Origin of the sequence: Flavobacterium noncentrifugens (genome assembly GCF_900100375.1) — a bacterium.
Taxonomy (GTDB): domain Bacteria; phylum Bacteroidota; class Bacteroidia; order Flavobacteriales; family Flavobacteriaceae; genus Flavobacterium; species Flavobacterium noncentrifugens.
In genome coordinates, this window is sequence record NZ_FNEZ01000001.1 from 921,691 (window position 1) to 938,682 (window position 16,992).

General features: G+C 40.5%; 14 protein-coding genes. 6 read left to right on the forward strand and 8 right to left on the reverse strand.

Annotated features, from left to right (window positions below):
* Nucleotide 1 precedes the first annotated feature (1 nt).
* Nucleotides 2-334: a single-stranded DNA-binding protein gene (locus BLS32_RS04090; protein ID WP_091392114.1), complete on the forward strand. Its 333-nt coding sequence runs from the start codon at nt 2-4 to the stop codon at nt 332-334.
* Nucleotides 335-508: 174 nt separating this feature from the next.
* Nucleotides 509-961 (forward strand): hypothetical protein, encoded by a 453-nt coding sequence (locus BLS32_RS04095; protein WP_091392116.1) that lies wholly within the window; start codon nt 509-511, stop codon nt 959-961.
* Here BLS32_RS04095 and BLS32_RS04100 read toward each other — a convergent pair whose 3' ends face one another.
* The 3 genes from BLS32_RS04100 to metG are packed head-to-tail and all read right to left on the reverse strand — an operon-like array spanning nt 962 to nt 4,380.
* Complete coding sequence (locus BLS32_RS04100; protein WP_091392117.1) at nt 962-1,591, reverse strand: chloramphenicol acetyltransferase; 630 nt, start codon at nt 1,589-1,591, stop codon at nt 962-964.
* Entirely contained in the window at nt 1,588-2,277 is a 690-nt protein-coding gene (locus BLS32_RS04105) for an HAD family hydrolase (protein WP_091392119.1), read from the reverse strand. The genes BLS32_RS04100 and BLS32_RS04105 overlap by 4 nt, the downstream gene beginning before the upstream one ends.
* A gap of 33 nt (nt 2,278-2,310) precedes the next feature.
* Nucleotides 2,311-4,380 (reverse strand): methionine--tRNA ligase, encoded by a 2,070-nt coding sequence (gene metG, locus BLS32_RS04110; protein WP_091392121.1) that lies wholly within the window; start codon nt 4,378-4,380, stop codon nt 2,311-2,313.
* Nucleotides 4,381-4,780: 400 nt separating this feature from the next.
* Here metG and BLS32_RS04115 point away from each other — a divergent pair, with 400 nt between their 5' ends.
* From BLS32_RS04115 to BLS32_RS04125, 3 genes are all read left to right on the forward strand, one after another.
* Nucleotides 4,781-5,755: a S66 peptidase family protein gene (locus BLS32_RS04115; RefSeq protein WP_307725604.1), complete on the forward strand. Its 975-nt coding sequence runs from the start codon at nt 4,781-4,783 to the stop codon at nt 5,753-5,755.
* 15 nt (nt 5,756-5,770) lie between these two features.
* The gene (locus BLS32_RS04120; RefSeq protein WP_091392122.1) at nt 5,771-6,130 is read left to right on the forward strand and encodes a YraN family protein; all 360 of its coding nucleotides are present in this window, start codon (nt 5,771-5,773) and stop codon (nt 6,128-6,130) included.
* Nucleotides 6,131-6,212: 82 nt separating this feature from the next.
* Nucleotides 6,213-8,387, forward strand: coding sequence for a M12 family metallo-peptidase (locus BLS32_RS04125; protein WP_091392124.1), 2,175 nt, complete (start codon nt 6,213-6,215; stop codon nt 8,385-8,387).
* A 64-nt stretch (nt 8,388-8,451) separates the two neighbouring features.
* Here the strand turns inward: BLS32_RS04125 and mfd are convergent, their stop codons facing one another.
* The gene (gene mfd / locus BLS32_RS04130; protein WP_371860017.1) at nt 8,452-11,769 is read right to left on the reverse strand and encodes a transcription-repair coupling factor; all 3,318 of its coding nucleotides are present in this window, start codon (nt 11,767-11,769) and stop codon (nt 8,452-8,454) included.
* Between the two features lie 59 nt (nt 11,770-11,828).
* Nucleotides 11,829-12,410, reverse strand: a complete 582-nt coding sequence (locus BLS32_RS04135; protein WP_245699314.1) for a hypothetical protein — start codon at nt 12,408-12,410, stop codon at nt 11,829-11,831.
* A gap of 152 nt (nt 12,411-12,562) precedes the next feature.
* On the opposite strand from BLS32_RS04135, the gene BLS32_RS04140 reads away from it, so the two are divergent.
* A complete protein-coding gene (locus tag BLS32_RS04140) occupies nt 12,563-13,501 on the forward strand; it encodes an L-threonine 3-dehydrogenase (protein ID WP_091392127.1) in 939 nt (312 codons plus the stop codon).
* A 63-nt stretch (nt 13,502-13,564) separates the two neighbouring features.
* On the opposite strand, the gene BLS32_RS04145 is transcribed toward BLS32_RS04140, so the two are convergent.
* The 3 genes from BLS32_RS04145 to BLS32_RS04155 all read right to left on the reverse strand — a co-directional run bounded on the left by BLS32_RS04145 (nt 13,565) and on the right by BLS32_RS04155 (nt 16,651).
* Complete coding sequence (locus BLS32_RS04145; RefSeq protein ID WP_091392129.1) at nt 13,565-14,068, reverse strand: nuclear transport factor 2 family protein; 504 nt, start codon at nt 14,066-14,068, stop codon at nt 13,565-13,567.
* Nucleotides 14,069-14,113: 45 nt separating this feature from the next.
* Nucleotides 14,114-15,505 carry an ammonium transporter gene (locus BLS32_RS04150; RefSeq protein ID WP_091392130.1) on the reverse strand — a complete coding sequence of 464 codons (1,392 nt, stop codon included), beginning with the start codon at nt 15,503-15,505 and terminating at the stop codon, nt 14,114-14,116.
* 240 nt (nt 15,506-15,745) lie between these two features.
* Nucleotides 15,746-16,651, reverse strand: coding sequence for a gluconolaconase (locus tag BLS32_RS04155; RefSeq protein WP_139171686.1), 906 nt, complete (start codon nt 16,649-16,651; stop codon nt 15,746-15,748).
* Nucleotides 16,652-16,992: the final 341 nt, after the last annotated feature.

Sequence of the window (16,992 nt, forward strand, 5' to 3'; positions counted from 1 at the left end):
CATGAATGCATTAAGAAACAAAGTACAACTAATTGGGCACCTTGGAAATGACCCTGAAATCATCAATCTGGAATCTGGAAAAAAAGGAGCAAAATTCACAATCGCAACAAACGAAACTTATAAGAATGACCAGGGAGAAAAAATTACCGAAACACAATGGCATTATGTTGTTGCCTGGGGAAAAGCTGCCGAAATTATCGAGAAGTACGTGACCAAGGGAAAAGAAGTCGCCATTGAAGGCAAATTGGTGCATAGAAGCTACGAGGATAAGAATAAAGAAAAGCGGTATGTCACCGAAATTGTCGTCAACGAATTGCTGTTATTAGGCAAATAATCATTTTCGAGTTAGCGAAAAAGGCGCTTTAATCTTACGGGTTTAGTTTAAAAGACGGTATAAAAAAGCTAAGTTTTCAACACGAAAACGTTTTCGCGTGCCTAATTGACAAACAAATGTTAATTTATAAATGCAATTGATTTACTTTTAAAGCCTTATCATTTACAAAAAGGCATGAATTATTTTAAAAAGGCAATGGTTGTTATGATGTTTTTTCTGGGCTTTCAAGTTTCTGAAGCGCAGGTTGGAATTAATACCCCAACACCTTTAAGCACGTTGGATATTAACGGAAATTTATCTTTAAAAACGATTGGAGTTCCAACTGCATTAAACGGTGGGCCAGGAGGAAGTGCCACTCAAATTTCTGATGGCGTTTATATTTCATTGACGCCGCTTTCGGGAAGTCCGGAATTTATTTTGCCGAATGCAACCAATGTTCCGGGAAGGATTTATATTTTGAGGAATATTTCTACGACAGTAACTGCGCAATTGTATAGTTTCGGAGGAGGATTTTATGCCAAAGATGCTATAGTGACGACCGCCGCACCTTTAAATTTGCCTGCTAATGGAAATTTAAAAACGATTATAATTATTAGCGACGGACAAAACTGGACGTACATTTTCTAATTAGCTGTTCATTTCTTCCTGAAAACAATTCACAAATTGTCCCACATGAAAGCCATCCATTAAACCATGGTGCACATGTACCGACATAGCCATAGTGCGCTTACCGGTTTTCGAAACCATCATTTTGCCAAAAGATATTTTCGGGCAACTGTCCGGAAATGTAAAACTCCGTGCGTGGGAAAGGGAAGTAAAATTTACCCAGGGAATCGCCGAAAAGTGAATCAGATTATCCTGTTCGAAGCTTCGTGTGAAAAGTCCGGATGTATTTTTAACGCGTTCTATTTCTGTGATCGCTGAATTTCGGAACACATTAAAATCAGAATTGAATTCTATCAGAGAAAAACCAAACGAACCATCTTCGCGGCTTATCGTCGCCGATACGTCGACCCTGTCATAAATAAACACCTGCTCATTGTCTATGCGGTAACGAAAGGCTTCGATAGTGTTTATGGCAATTAAAGTTTTATGCAGGTAATAAGTAAAAAATGAAATGCCATCTGCTTTTGAAAATTCATAAGCTTTGGTACAATCAATTTCGACAACAACACCAAAGAAAGGGTCATCAAATTTCCGGAAGAAATTAAAATGCTCCTTTCGTGGCCAACTGTCAAGGTTTAAAAGCGTTTTCATTGTTGAAACAGTGATAAAATGTCGGTAATTTTTTCGAAATTTTTAAAGTTTTCGTGTTCCACTTTATGATCAATCCGCTCATGAGCCCAGGTTGTGTGAAACGGGATGTGAATTGCGTGCCCGCCAATGCCAAGCACTGGAAGCACATCCGATTTTAACGAATTTCCAATCATTAAAAATTCTGAAGGATGAATGTCAAGGCGTTTGACCAAATCGGAATAATCAACATCCTGCTTGTCAGACATGACTTCAATGTGGTGGAAATATTTTCCAAGACCTGAATTGTGCAGTTTTCTGCGTTGATCCAATAAATCGCCTTTGGTAGCAACAACGAGTTTATAATTTTTTTTCAGAGTTTCTAGAGTGTCTTCCACACCATCGAGCAATTCGATCGGTTTTTCAAGCAGTTCTTTGCCATACTGAATAATCTTTGCAATGGTTTCATTGCTGATCGTATTGTTGGAAATCTTTAAAGCCGCTTCAATCATTGAAAGAATGTAGCCTTTAATGCCGTATCCATACAATTTTAAATTCCCGATTTCTGTCTTGAAAAGTTCCTGCGAAAGGGTATGTCTTGACAAATAAGGCAACAGCAATTCACAAAATTTTTCCTCTGTTTCCTGAAAATACGGCTCGTTGACCCAAAGGGTATCATCGGCATCGAACGCGATTACTTTAACCTGCATAATATAATTTTTAAACGCAATTGCGAGTGAAATTTAATTGATCGTTTCCCCATTTGGAACTTCAGCATCCGGATTTACAAATACGAGTTTTCCTGCCGCATTTGCAGCCATCAGGATCATGCCCTGGCTTTCTACGCCGCGCAAATTTCTCGGAGCCAGATTGACTAGAACGGTCACTTTTTGTCCGATGATTCCTTCAGGCGAAAAACTTTCTGCAATGCCTGAAACAATGGTGCGAATGTCAATTCCGGTGTCAACTTTTAAAACCAAAAGCTTGTTTGCTTTCGGCATTTTTTCAGCTTCGATGATTGTTCCGGTGCGCAAATCCATTTTTGCAAAATCTTCAAATTGGATCAGGTCTTTTTGAGGTTCGGCTTTTTTATTTTCAGCTTTATTTGCTGTTTTAGTCGCTTCAAGTTTATCGATTTGCCTTTGGATTTCTTCGTCTTCAATTTTGGCAAACAGCAATTCGGCTACGCCAATTTTTGTTCCCGGAGCTAAAATCTGCTCCGCTTTTGAAACTTCAAGCCAGTCAATCACAGCTTCCGGACTTGGATGCACGTTAAGCATTTTTTTAAGTTTCGCAGAAGTAAAAGGCAAAAAAGGTTCAGATAAAATAGCAAGTGCCGTCGCAATCTGCAAAGCGATATACATTTGCGTTTTAACGCGTTCCGGATTTTCCTTGATTAATTTCCAAGGCTCTTCATCTGCAAGGTATTTGTTTCCAAGACGTGCCAGATTCATCAATTCGACCAAAGCTTCCCTAAAACGGTAACGCTCCACAGAACTTGAGATCACGGCAGGATAAGCATGCATTTCAGAAAGTGTCTGAACATCTACTTCTGAAAATGCTTCCGGCTCCGGAACAAGTCCGTCATAATATTTATTGGTCAAAACGACCACACGATTGATGAAATTTCCAAAAACAGCAACAAGTTCGTTGTTGTTTCTCGCCTGAAAATCCTTCCACGTAAAATCATTATCTTTTGTTTCCGGCGCATTAGATGTCAGTGCATAACGCAAAACATCCTGCTTATCCGGGAAATCTTCCAAATATTCATGCAGCCAAACCGCCCAGTTTTTAGAAGTGGAAAGTTTGTTGCCTTCCAAATTCAAAAATTCATTTGCCGGAACATTGTCTGGCAAAATATAAGAACCTTCCGCTTTCAACATCGCAGGAAAAATCACGCAATGAAAGACGATGTTGTCTTTTCCAATGAAATGAACCAGTTTCGTATCGGCGCTTTTCCAATACGGTTCCCAGTCTTTTCCCTCGCGTTTTGCCCATTCTTTTGTAGATGAAATGTACCCAATTGGCGCATCAAACCAAACATAAAGCACTTTTCCTACTGCACCTTCCACAGGAACCGGAATTCCCCAGTCCAAATCTCTGGTCACGGCTCTGGGTTTCAAACCGTCGTCAAGCCACGATTTTACCTGACCCAAAACATTCGTTTTCCAGTCTTTCGCATGGTCTTTCAAAATCCATTCTTTCAGGAAAGCATCATATTGATCCAATGGCAAAAACCAGTGTTTCGTTGATTTCAAAACTGGCGTATCGCCTGTAATGGTTGACTTGGGATTGATCAAATCCGTTGCGTTTAAAGTCGATCCGCAACGCTCACATTGGTCACCATAAGCTTCTTCATTGCCACATTTCGGACAGGTTCCAACAACAAAACGGTCGGCCAGAAACTGGTTCGCTTTCGCATCATACAATTGTTCGGTCACTTCTTCAATGAATTTCCCGTCATTATACAACTTCCTGAAAAATTCCGAAGCCGTATCATGGTGGATTTGCGAAGAAGTGCGCGAATAATTGTCAAACGAAATTCCGAAATCCAGAAAAGATTTCCGGATAATTCCGTCATATTTATCAATGACTTCCTGCGGTGTAATGCCTTCTTTCTTGGCTTTCATCGAAATCGCAACGCCGTGCTCATCGCTTCCGCATATAAACGCCACGTCTTTGCCCAGAAGGCGTAAATATCTTGAGTAAATGTCCGAAGGCACGTAAACGCCCGCCAAATGGCCAATGTGGATCGGCCCGTTCGTATAAGGCAATGCCGCCGTAATCGTATATCTTTTTGGATTTTGTAACATATTGCAATTAAAATTGACTGCAAAAATACAGAAATTAAGTTGCAATCCCGAAGCTTCGGGAGCAAAGTCGAAAGTTGCAGGCTTCAAAAAAGCAATTGCTAAAAATTATTAATTGTTAGCTATTGATTATTAATTTTTTCAGGAGCTATTTCCTGCTGTCCGCTATATCTTTTTTGCCACAGCATCGGTCTTCGGAAGAATGAAAATCCGAGGCAAAAAAGGATGCCGCTTCTATCAGGGCTAGGGCGGAAGTTTCAACAACGACGCCATTATCCATTAGTCCGGAATTTATCGATCATCAAGCTATTGTCCATTATTACATTAAATTTTCAGACAATCAAACCATTGTTAATTATTCATTATTAATTATTTTATATTTGCCACAACCGATTTCCATCCAATGAAAAATCCAAAAAAACTTATTCTTTCTGTAATTCTCGGACTTTTCATATTCCAAACCTCACAAGCACAAAGAAAAATGATCACACCCGAATTCCTCCAGAAAGGCGACACCATCGGCATATTGGCCACAGCCCGAAAAATAGATTTAATCAATTTGCAACCCGCCATAAAACTGCTCGAGAGTTGGGGCTTGCATGTTATCATCGGGAAAACAATCGGAAAAGAAGACCACCAGCTCGCCGGTCCAGACTGGCAGCGTGCCACTGACTTCCAGGAAATGCTAGACAACCCGAAAATCAAAGCGATCTGGGCGGCAAAAGGCGGTTACGGAACCGTTCGCATCATCGACCGCATCGATTTTACGAATTTCAAAAAGAAGCCAAAATGGATCATTGGCTTTAGCGATGTCACTGTTTTACACAGTCACATCAACAATATGGGCATCGAAACCCTGCATGCGATCATGGCCGCAAGCGCAAAAACCGCAAGTCCGCAAGCGATTGAAACGTTTAGGAAATCGCTGTTCGGGGAAAAACTGGAATACCATATTGAAGTTTCGCCATTCAATAAAAACGGAAAAGCGACTGGCGAAATCGTAGGTGGGAATTTATCGGTTCTGTACAGCATTCTCGGTTCAAAATCGGAAGTCGATTACAAAGGAAAGATCCTGTTTATTGAAGATCTTGATGAATATCTGTACCACATCGACCGCATGATGATGAACCTGAAACGCAACGGTTATTTTGACGGACTCAAAGCGCTCGTCGTCGGCGGGATGACTGAAATGAACGACAACGACATTCCGTGGGGAAAAAATGCGCTTGAAATCATCCAGGATGTTTTAAAGGATTATAAATTTCCGATCATTTATAATTTTCCAGCCGGACACATTAAAGACAACCGCGCATTGATATTGGGAAAAACTGTTTCGATCGATGTGAATGACAAAGAAGCGTTGGTGAAATTCGAATAATTAATAGCCCGGATCATGGCTGAACATAACGAACTAGGAAAACTCGGAGAAGCATTAGCTGTTGAATTCCTTCAGAAAAATGGTTATGAAATCCGCGTAACCAATTGGGTATTCCAAAAAGCAGAAATCGACATTATTGCAAAAAAAAATAATTTCCTTGCTGCAATTGAAGTCAAAACACGCTCTTCAGTAGCATTTGGGCTTCCGCAGGATTTTGTCAAACCAAAAAAAATCCAATTGCTCGTAAAAGCCGTAAACGAATATGTGATTTCCAATGATTTGGACGTGGAAGTCCGCTTTGACATCATAGCAATCAGCAAAACAGAAAAAGGCTTCTCAATAGAACATCTTGAAAATGCTTTTTTCCATTTTTAAAAGATAACAGTTTAACATTTGGAAAGTTGCAGCATCGAAATATTAATTACATTTGGGAAAAATATTGCTAAAAATCTAAAATATGAAGAGAATCATTACTATTGTTGTGCTGTTTGTGAGCATTGGTATTTTTGCCCAGAGAAATGTGGCTAAAAAAGTCAACGATCTGATTTCAAATAATGCAAGCTTTCAACAGCTTTCATTGTTTTCGACCGCTACGGCAATCGAGAATGAAGAAATAAAAAAAGTAGTTGAAAATGCGACTTACGCAAAATTAAATACTACGGTCCTGGCTGAAGCAATGTTACACAAATACGAAAACATCGAACTTCTACTGCCATATCAGGGCAGGAATATTACAGTTCAGCTGTATCAAGTTAATATTTTCGCTGAAGGTTTCCATTTGGACACCAACGAGAACAAAGCGGTTTCATACAATCCCGGTATTTATTACAGGGGAATTGTAAAAGGCGATGCTGATTCTGTAGTGTCTTTCAGCTTGTTTAATGATGAGGTAAATGGCGTTGTTTCTGCAGATGGAATCAACAATCTTGTCATTGGAAAACTTGTAAAAAAAGGCAATACTTTAGATTACATCATCTATTCTGACTCGAATCTAAAAGTGGCCAATACTTTTAATTGCGCGACTAAAGAGGAAAGCTCAAAAGAAATTTCAGTTGAAACAAAAACACAGGGAACATTAAGCGCTAAATGTGTTACTATTTTTCTTGAGATCGACCACGATTTATACGAAAGAAATGACAGCAATACCACGACGACAAACAACTGGGCGACGGCTGTTTTCAATAATATCCAGACGTTGTATTCAAATGATGGAATTTCCATTTCGTTGAAATCGGTTTATATCTGGACAACAGAAGATCCTTACAGCGGATCAGACTCAAGCGATTATCTGTTTCAATTTCACAACAATACCTGTGTTTTTGATGGCGATTTGGGACAATTGCTCGGAATTGATCCGGGCGGACTTGGCGGTGTTGCTGTTGGCATAAACGGATTTTGTACACAAAGCAATTTCAGCTATACAGATGTAAATTTCGAATTTGCCACAGTACCTGTTTTTTCATGGACTATTGAAGCCACTACCCATGAGTTTGGGCATTTAATGGGATCGCAACACACACACGGCTGCTGGTGGAATGGCAATAATACTGCAATTGACGGTTGCGGATCTTCAGTTGGCTATGTGGAAGGAAATTGCGAACAAGGGCCAATTCCATCAATTACAGAAAAAGGAACCATCATGAGTTATTGCCACTTGCTTAACAATGTTGGGATTAAACTTTCAAACGGATTCGGGCCACAACCAGCCGCTCGTATTTTAAGCAACGTGAACAATGCAGGTTGTCTTGGGCCAAATTGTAATAATACGTGTATCAATACGGTTTGTTCTGTAACGGTTTCAAATGTTACAAGTTCGACAGCAACCGTAAACTGGAGTGAAACCAATGCCTCGACAACTTCTTGGCAATTGAGCATTATCCCGTTTAACAGCCCTACAGACAACTGGACAACGGTAAATTCTGCAACTTTTAATGTTGCCGATTTGTTGCCAAATACTTTTTACAGAGCAAGGATCAGCCCGGATTGCGGCGCTACTTTTACCGCACCGTCAAGCGAAGCTTTGTTCCTGACAAGCGCTGCCTATTGCAACGGAATTGTAATGACTGATACCGGAGGCGCTTCAGGAAATTATCAGGATGACCAATCTTACGTAAGAACAATTATTCCAAACCTTCCTGCAAAAAAAATCAAATTGACGTTTACAGCATTTTCGCTCGAAAACGATTTTGATTATTTGTATTTGTATGACGGAAATTCTACTTCGGCAAATGACCTGAGCAACGGCGGATTTACGGGTTCTCAAAATCCTGGAAGTTTCACGTCAACCGCTGCAGACGGTTCGTTGACGTTAAAATTCTATTCTGACGGTGGCGTTGTTGATGACGGATATGTCGCGAATGTTGCCTGTGAGCAACGATTGGCAACAGAAGATTTTGCTCAAAACATCGACTTTACGTATTATCCAAACCCGACAAATGGTTCGTTAAACATTGTTTCAACAACTGCTATGAGCGAATTGGCGGTCTACAATCTTGCCGGGCAAATGCTCTACAACAATAAGATCAACGGATTGAATGCTAAAGTTGACATGTCGGCTTATGCCGTCGGAACGTATTTCTTTAAATTGAAATTCAATGAAAAAGAAGTCAATTTCAAAATCCAGAAGAATTAATTTCTGATAGATAGTAAATAAAAAAACCACTCTTAACGGAGTGGTTTTTTTATGGATTTCAATTTTATTCTTCCAGCATTTGCATCATGTGCAGTGCTTTTGTAATCGATTTTACATTTTCAAATGTCAGTAAAAGGCGCAAGCCATTTGGCGTTTGTTTTTCTTTCATTTTGCAAAGTGTCGGATTTTTCTGGACAAATTGCAGCACTTTATGAAATTGCTTCGAAGTATAATAATCCGATTGCTGGTCAGACACAAAATAAGCGATCATCTTGCCTTGCTTCATCACGAGTTTTTCAATCCCGAATTGCAGCGCGATCCATTTAATGCGGATGCTGTTCAATAAAGCCAAAGCCGGTTTTGGCAACAATCCGAAACGGTCGATCAGCTTGCTTTCATAATTGGTCAGTTCGTCTTCGTTTTTGATCAACGCTAATTCATTATACAACACCAAACGTTCTGAAACATTGTTGATGTAATCATCCGGGAACAGCAGTTCAAAATCAGAATCAATCTGGATTTCCTTCACATATTCTTTCGGCGCACTGTTGTTTTCATCTTCAGAATACAAATCCTTAAATTCGTTTTCCTTCAGTTCTTCAATCGCTTCATTCATGATTTTCTGATAGGTTTCAAAACCAATCTCATTGATGAAACCGCTTTGTTCGCCACCGAGTAAATCTCCAGCACCGCGAATTTCAAGGTCTTTCATTGCGATGTTAAAACCACTCCCGAGTTCGCTGAATTGTTCGAGCGCCTGAATCCTTTTCCGCGCATCATCAGTCATCATCGAATACGGCGGGCAAATGAAATAACAGAATGCTTTTTTATTGCTTCGCCCTACGCGGCCACGCATCTGGTGCAAATCGGAAAGTCCGAAATTATTCGCATTGTTAATGAAAATCGTGTTGGCATTTGGAACATCGAGTCCGCTTTCAATGATTGTGGTCGCGACCAGAACATCAAATTCGCCATTCATAAAAGCCAGCATCAGTTCTTCTAATTTTGCGCCTTCCATCTGGCCGTGGCCAATCCCGACGCGTGCATCGGGAACCAATCGCTGGATCATTCCGGCAATTTCCTTGATGTTTTCAATGCGGTTGTTGATGAAAAAAACCTGGCCATTTCTCTGGATTTCATACGAAACTGCATCACGGATCAGTTCTTCATTAAACGCGACAACATTGGTTTCGATCGGATAACGGTTTGGCGGCGGCGTAGTAATTACCGATAAATCGCGTGCGGCCATTAGTGAAAATTGCAATGTTCTCGGAATGGGCGTTGCCGTTAAAGTCAGCGTATCTACATTTGCAGCAATCGTTTTTAATTTGTCTTTTACATTGACGCCGAATTTCTGCTCTTCATCAACAATCAACAATCCAAGGTTTTTAAACTTCACGTTTTTGTTGACCAATTGGTGTGTGCCAATGAGAATATCAAGTTTGCCTTCTTCCAATTGTTTTAAAGTATCCGATTTTTGTTTGGCTGTTCTAAAACGATTCAGATAGCCAACAGTCACAGGCATTTCTTTCAAACGTTCTGAAAAAGTCCGGAAATGCTGATACGCTAAAATCGTCGTCGGAACTAAAATCGCTACCTGTTTGCTGTTGTCAACGGCTTTAAATGCCGCACGGATTGCGACTTCTGTCTTTCCGAAACCAACATCGCCACAAACCAATCGATCCATCGGGCGGTCGCTTTCCATATCGGCTTTAACTTCGGCCGTTGCTTTAATCTGATCTGGCGTATCTTCATAAATAAACGAACTTTCGAGTTCATTCTGCAGATAACTGTCTGGCGCGAATTGAAAGCCTTTTTCAAGCCTTCTTTTGGCATAAAGCTGAATTAAATTGAATGCAATGTGCTTGACGCGTGCTTTGGTTTTTTGTTTTAAAACCTTCCAGGCGTTCGATCCGAGTTTGTATATTTTGGGCGGTGTGCCGTCTTTTCCGTTGTATTTTGAGATTTTATGCAGCGAATGGATGCTGACGTAAACGATGTCGTTGTCTGCATAAACGAGCTTGATCGCTTCCTGCGTTTTGCCTTCGACCTGAATTTTCTGCAATCCGCCAAACTTCCCGATGCCGTGATCGATGTGCGTCACATAACCGCCCACCGAAAGCGTATTGAGCTCTTTTAAAGTGATCGTCTGCTTTTTCGAATAGCCGTTTTTGATGCTAAATTTGTGGTAACGCTCAAAAATCTGGTGGTCGGTGTAACAGGCGATTTGATTTTCTTCATCTACAAAACCCTGATACAGTGGGAAAACCAAAGTGTGATAGGATTTTCGGATGCTTTCATGATTCGCTTCATCAAGCGTTTCAAAAATATCGTGGAAACGTTTTGCCTGTGCTTCGTTCGAACAGAACAGGTAATTTTTATAACCGTTGAAATGGTTTTCGCTGAGGTTGTTCAGCAACAAATCAAACTGTTTGTTGAACGAAGGCTGCGGCTGAATGTAAAATTCAAATGTTTTTGTAGTTTTGAATGTTGGGCGTGAAGCCAATTCTACAATCGAAAAATCGAGTGCTTTGCGAATGAATTCTTTTTGGTTTAAAAACAATTTTTCAGGTTCGACATGACTGACTGTCGCATTTAAATTGTCGTAAATCTCAGTTGCTTTTTCGAATAATTTATCGAGTTTTGAAAAAAGCAAATCGGAATTCTGGAAGAATAAAGTCGTCGCCGGACTAATGTAATCCAGAAAACTTTCCCGATGTTCCTGAAAGAATTTATTCTCCACATTCGGGATGATCGTGATTTTTTTCTGCTTTTCGATCGACAATTGCGTTTCGACATCAAAGCTTCGGATGCTTTCGACTTCATTTCCGAAGAATTCAATTCGGTACGGATTGTCATTCGAAAATGAAAATACATCAATGATTCCGCCACGAACCGAAAATTCTCCAGGTTCGGTAATAAAATCAACACGTTTGAATTCGTATTCGAACAACACTTCGTTAATGAAATCGATCGAAATCTGATCGCCCACAGAAACCTTTAAAGTGTTTTTTTCAAGTTCTTTCCGTGTCACGACTTTTTCAAAAAGCGCTTCGGGATAACTCACAATAATCGCAGGTTTTTTACGGGAATTGATGCGGTTCAAAACTTCTGCGCGAAGCAAAACATTGGCATTATCCGTATCTTCAATTTGGTACGGACGGCGATACGAACCCGGATAAAAAAGCACATCCTGCTCACCAATCATCTGTTCAAGATCATTCAGGTAATAAGCCGCTTCTTCCTTGTCGTTCAGGACAACTAAAAACGGATTTTCAGTATTTTTAAAAAGGGATTGCACGACAAAAGACAATGAAGAACCGACAAGTCCGGGCACATGGATTTTATGGCCGGGCTGCAGGCTTTCGCCAATTTGCCTCACTTTCGGCGATTGGTCGTACGTATGAAACAGGTTTGATTTACTCAATTTAAGATAAAAAATTATGGTTTTGGTGTATTCGGGATGGCTCTTGCTGTGTCAAGCATTCGGATCATATCGGCTTCACCTTCTTCTTTTGGGATTTCTTTTTTGCGGACAATTTCGTCCATTTGCCTGTACAATGATGCCATTTCCGTATTGATGTCAGAAACCAAAGTCACTACTTTTTGATCTGGAATTTCCTGGATATTCACAAATAAATTGATCGAATTTACTTTTGTGATCAATACCGCAATGCGCGCTTTAATTTCAGGTTTGTTGAATTCCGGCGGAATATTGTTGTTTAAAGCCATTGCTTTTTTAGACAATTCTTTGGCTTTTTTCTGGAATGCACCGATGGAACTTTTGGGTTTCTGGTATAATTCGGTTGCGAATAAACGCAGTTCTTCCCAGTTTCGAACCAGTTCCAGACTTTTCTGGCTAATTGGCGGATTTGAGAAATTCCAGCCTTTTTCGATGTTCGCAAAAATCAGTTCTTTTTTCTTCGCGTCTTTGGCTGCAGCCAATTGTTGCGCATCTTCATTCTGGCACGAAACAAAAAAACCAACCGCTAAAAAAACATATAATATTCTGAATTTCATCATTCTTGGATTAATTCGCAAAGTTACAAAGGTAAAATGAAATCGGGACTGCAAAACGGCGTTTCCAATTATAATTTTGTTAAAATAAATGGTTTCTTTTGAAGTAAATTTATTTTTTCAAAATACTATCTTTACGTTCTTAAACAACACAACTCATGGGTACAAAAATTCTGATTATCGGCGCTTGCGGCCAAATTGGTACAGAACTGACGCAAAAACTCCGGACCATTTACGGAAACGACAATGTCATTGCTTCCGACATCCGGAAACTCAATACAGACGTTGTCAATTCCGGGCCTTTCGAAGTGGTCAACGCGCTTGATTTCAATCAGATCGAACACATTATCGAAAAGCACCATATTGATGAAGTGTATTTAATGGCCGCTTTACTTTCGGCTACAGCCGAGAAAAATCCGGCATTTGCATGGGATTTGAACATGAATTCACTGTTTCACGTACTCAATCTGGCGAAAGCCAAAAAGATAAAGAAGATTTTCTGGCCATCAAGCATTGCTGTTTTCGGGCCTACGACGCCAAAGGAAAATACGCCCCAATTTACGATCATTGAACCGTCGACAGTGTACGGAATCAGCAAGCAATCGGGTGAAAGATGGTGCGAATATTACCACAATATTTTTGGTGTTGATGTACGCAGCATCCGTTATCCGGGATTAATTAGCTGGTCAACGGCTCCAGGCGGTGGAACGACTGATTATGCTGTGGATATTTACCACAAAGCTTTGAGCGACGGCAAATATGAATGTTTTCTGTCATCAGAAACCAAAATGCCGATGATGTATATGGATGATGCGATTCGGGCAACAATAGAAATCATGCAGGCTTCAGATGATGAGATTAAAATTCGTTCTTCGTATAATTTAGCAGCAATGAGCTTTACACCAACAGAAATCGCAGCTGAAATCAAGAAACACATTCCGGAATTTGAAATCACTTACAATCCGGATTTCCGCCAGAAAATCGCCGACAGCTGGCCTGCAAGCATCGACGACAAGGAAGCGCAAAAAGACTGGGGCTGGAAACACGAATTTGACCTTGAAAGCATGACTGTTGACATGCTGGAGCATTTGGGTTAAAAGTTGCAAAGTAATAAGTTGACAAGTTTATAAATTAAGAAGCCGGCTCGAAGTCGGCTTTTTTTATTCCTGTCTTTGTAATTCTTTGATCAGTTTGTCTTCAGCAGTTGCTTTGATCGCAGTTACTTTGTCTGCATCTGCATTTGGGACGGTCATTGAAAGTACGTAATGCGCGATTTTCCATTGGCCGTTTTCTTTTTTCAGGATGCCAGAACCGCGGCAGATTTTCATTTGGGTGTCAAGCAATTCGTCAAACCAGGCAAGGTTTCCGTCGGTGCTGAAATAAATGTGGCGTTGGAGCGCCGTAAAATTCCAGGCTTTTCCTTTGTCGAAATAGGGTTTTGCGAATGCTTTGAATTGATCCATATTCCAGTTTTCCGATGCATCTGTGCCTATATAAACCGCATCGAAACTCATGAATGAAAAATATGAATCAAATTTGGCGTCAGCTGCCGCTTTGTGCCAATTGTTCAGCAACGTATTGATGGAAGCGGTGTTTTTTGAATTCTGGGCAAAACCCATGTTCGAAACTGCCACAAAAGCGAGAATAAATAAAAAGTGTTTCATAAATCAGATTTTAATCTTACGAATGTAATCAAAATCTGCGAAAGCTTATTTATTGATCAGGTCGATAATGCCCATCGGATCAGTTTTGTGGTGGTCGAGGCTTTCGTCGTGCTGGGAAAGGTCAAGCCCGATATGCTCTGATTCTTCGGAAACGCGCAACGGAATGATCGCATTGGTCACCTTGAACAAAATCATCGCGCCAAAAAATGTAAATGCCGAAACGATTCCCAGTGCCGCCATGTGATGTGCAAAAACATTCCAGCCGCCGTGCAGCAAACTGGCATTTTCACCCTGCGCAAAAATCGCCGTTAAGATCATTCCCATAATCCCGCCTACGCCGTGGCACGCAAAAACATCTAAAGTATCGTCAATTTTCTTCATCGCTTTGGCATTCAGGACCAAATTCGACACGATCGCTGTAATGAATCCGAAGAAAATACTTTCCGGGACCGTTACATAGCCCGCCGCAGGAGTAATGGCAACTAAACCTACGACGGCGCCAATGCATGCTCCCAATGCGGAAACTTTACGGCCGTTTAATCGTTCAAAAAATATCCAGGTGAGCATGGCTGCTGCCGATGCGGTTGTTGTGGTAGCAAATGCCATTGCCGCCGTTCCATTCGCGGCAAGCGCAGATCCGGCGTTGAAGCCAAACCAGCCAAACCATAACATTCCTGTTCCGAGTAAGACAAACGGAATGTTCGTTGGAATGTGGTTGCTGTTTTTTCGCTTGCCTAAAACGATCACTCCGGCGAGTGCGGCAAAACCGGCGCTCATGTGAACGACCGTTCCGCCAGCAAAATCCTTTACGCCGAAATACGTTCCGAGGATTCCGTTTGGATGCCAGACCGAGTGGCAAAGCGGTGCATAAATGAATAAGGTAAACAGGCAAATGAAAAGCAGGTAAGAGATGAAGCGCACGCGTTCGGCAAACGAACCCGTAATGATCGCGGGTGTGATCACGGCAAATTTCATCTGAAAAAGGGCAAAAAGCATGAATGGTATTGTTGAGGCCATTTTGTGGTTTGGGAGAACGCCAACATGGTCCATAAAAGCAAAAGTTCCGGGATTTCCGACAATGCTGTAAAATCCTGCGCCGATCTTAAATCCGATCGGGTCGCCAAACGCCAGGCTGAATCCGACAACGATCCATAATAAAGTCACTACACCAAGGCAGATAAAACTTTGAAGCATCGTAGAAATGACATTCTTTTTCCCGACCATTCCGCCATAAAAAAAAGACAATCCCGGCGTCATCAGCAAAACCAGGCAGGAAGCGGTGAGCAGCCAGGCAACATCTGCGGGAACGATTTGTTCAGTGGTTCCGAATTGTGCTTTTATTGCGGCAGTTTCAATCGGCGCAGGCCAGAACAATCCCAAAGCAGCTACAAGTGTCATGATTGCGAAAGCGGCGATCCAGCGTTTTTCTATTTTCATCGTAAATTTATTTTATTTAATCCTAACCCTAAAAATTATAGGGCAAAATTATAAAAATTTACAAATACAAATCATAAAGCAATAAAAAATACAGGGTTAAATTTTATTTTTATCGATTTTTTAATTTCGACCCAATAATTTAGGATTTAAAATGAAATCAGTTGCAGAATGCAGAATTTACGGTTGATTTGGCATAAATAAAGCCACAGAGGCTGCATTAAAAATGGCAGAAATATAAATTTACAATTCTGAGTTGGTTGCTTTGCCAATATTTTGTGTTGGCTGCCAGATTTCAGGATTTAAAACCCACGCTTCTTTATGATTTGAGACTCTTGATTCTGCAAAAATTCCTGTGTTCACAATTGCAGATTTCCAGTTGTCATTGCTTACGAGCTGATATACTTTGGAATTGTTATTATTTTGAAGCAAAGTCAGCGTATTGTTGTTGCTTAAAAGCAAACCATCTGCATTCAGCGAAATGTTTGAAGTAGAAACTTTCTGGATGTTTTCTGGATTTAAAATATCGATTTTGAATAAAGTCCCGGAACTGTTGTTCGTGAGTAAAAATCCGTCAGGATGCCAAACGATGCTGTTTAGCCGGGGATTTGTTTCTGAAAAGGAGTCGCTTTTTGCAAATAACGAAGCTTTTCCATTTGCCGTTACCTTATAAATGGCGTTTGACACATGATCGGCGATGTAAATATTTCCGCTGCTGTCGAAAGTTAAATCGCTCGCAAAATGGTTTCCGCCGGACAGATTCGACAATTCTGTTTCTGATAATTTTTTGCCCGATTTGGCATCAATACCAATCAAACGCAAGGTTTTGCTGGAACTTTCAGAAGTCGTATTGGCATCAGAGGTTTTTTCGCCTATGCAAAAATAAAGCGTTTTTCCGTCGGGCGTAATTTTTAAAGCAGACGACATTTTGAAGTCATTATCATTGTACAGCATTTCATATTTGCCATCTGGCGTATATTTTCCAATGGCGCCTGTCCTTGATGAAGAGACGTAATAAATGTGGTCAACCGCGTCATAAACCAGTCCCGAAGTGTGTTTGTCTATCGTTTTAAATTCCTTTTGTTTTATTGGGGCCGGGATTTTGGCCGCCATAAAACTGACGGCCAGTGAGAATATCAATCTTTTCATAGCATCATTAATTTGAGTGCAGCCTGTCATGGGAAATTGTGGTATTCAAGCTGATTTGGTAACAAATGTTTAATAAAACAAATGTAAATTCGATTTCAATTAAATGTTTTACAGGATTTTAGTTAAATCTTTTAGATTTACGATTGGTTTATTTTCGGATTATAATTTTAGAATGACAATCGGCGTTAAATTTTTTTATCCGATCTGGAAACGGTTATACTCCAGATTGCCGCTAATATTCATTTAATCCCGACGAATGTTCATTTGTAAATATCGAAAGGCTTTTATGTCATACTTTTGATTGCAGCGTTGTAATTTTTGAGACCGCGGCGAATCAAACA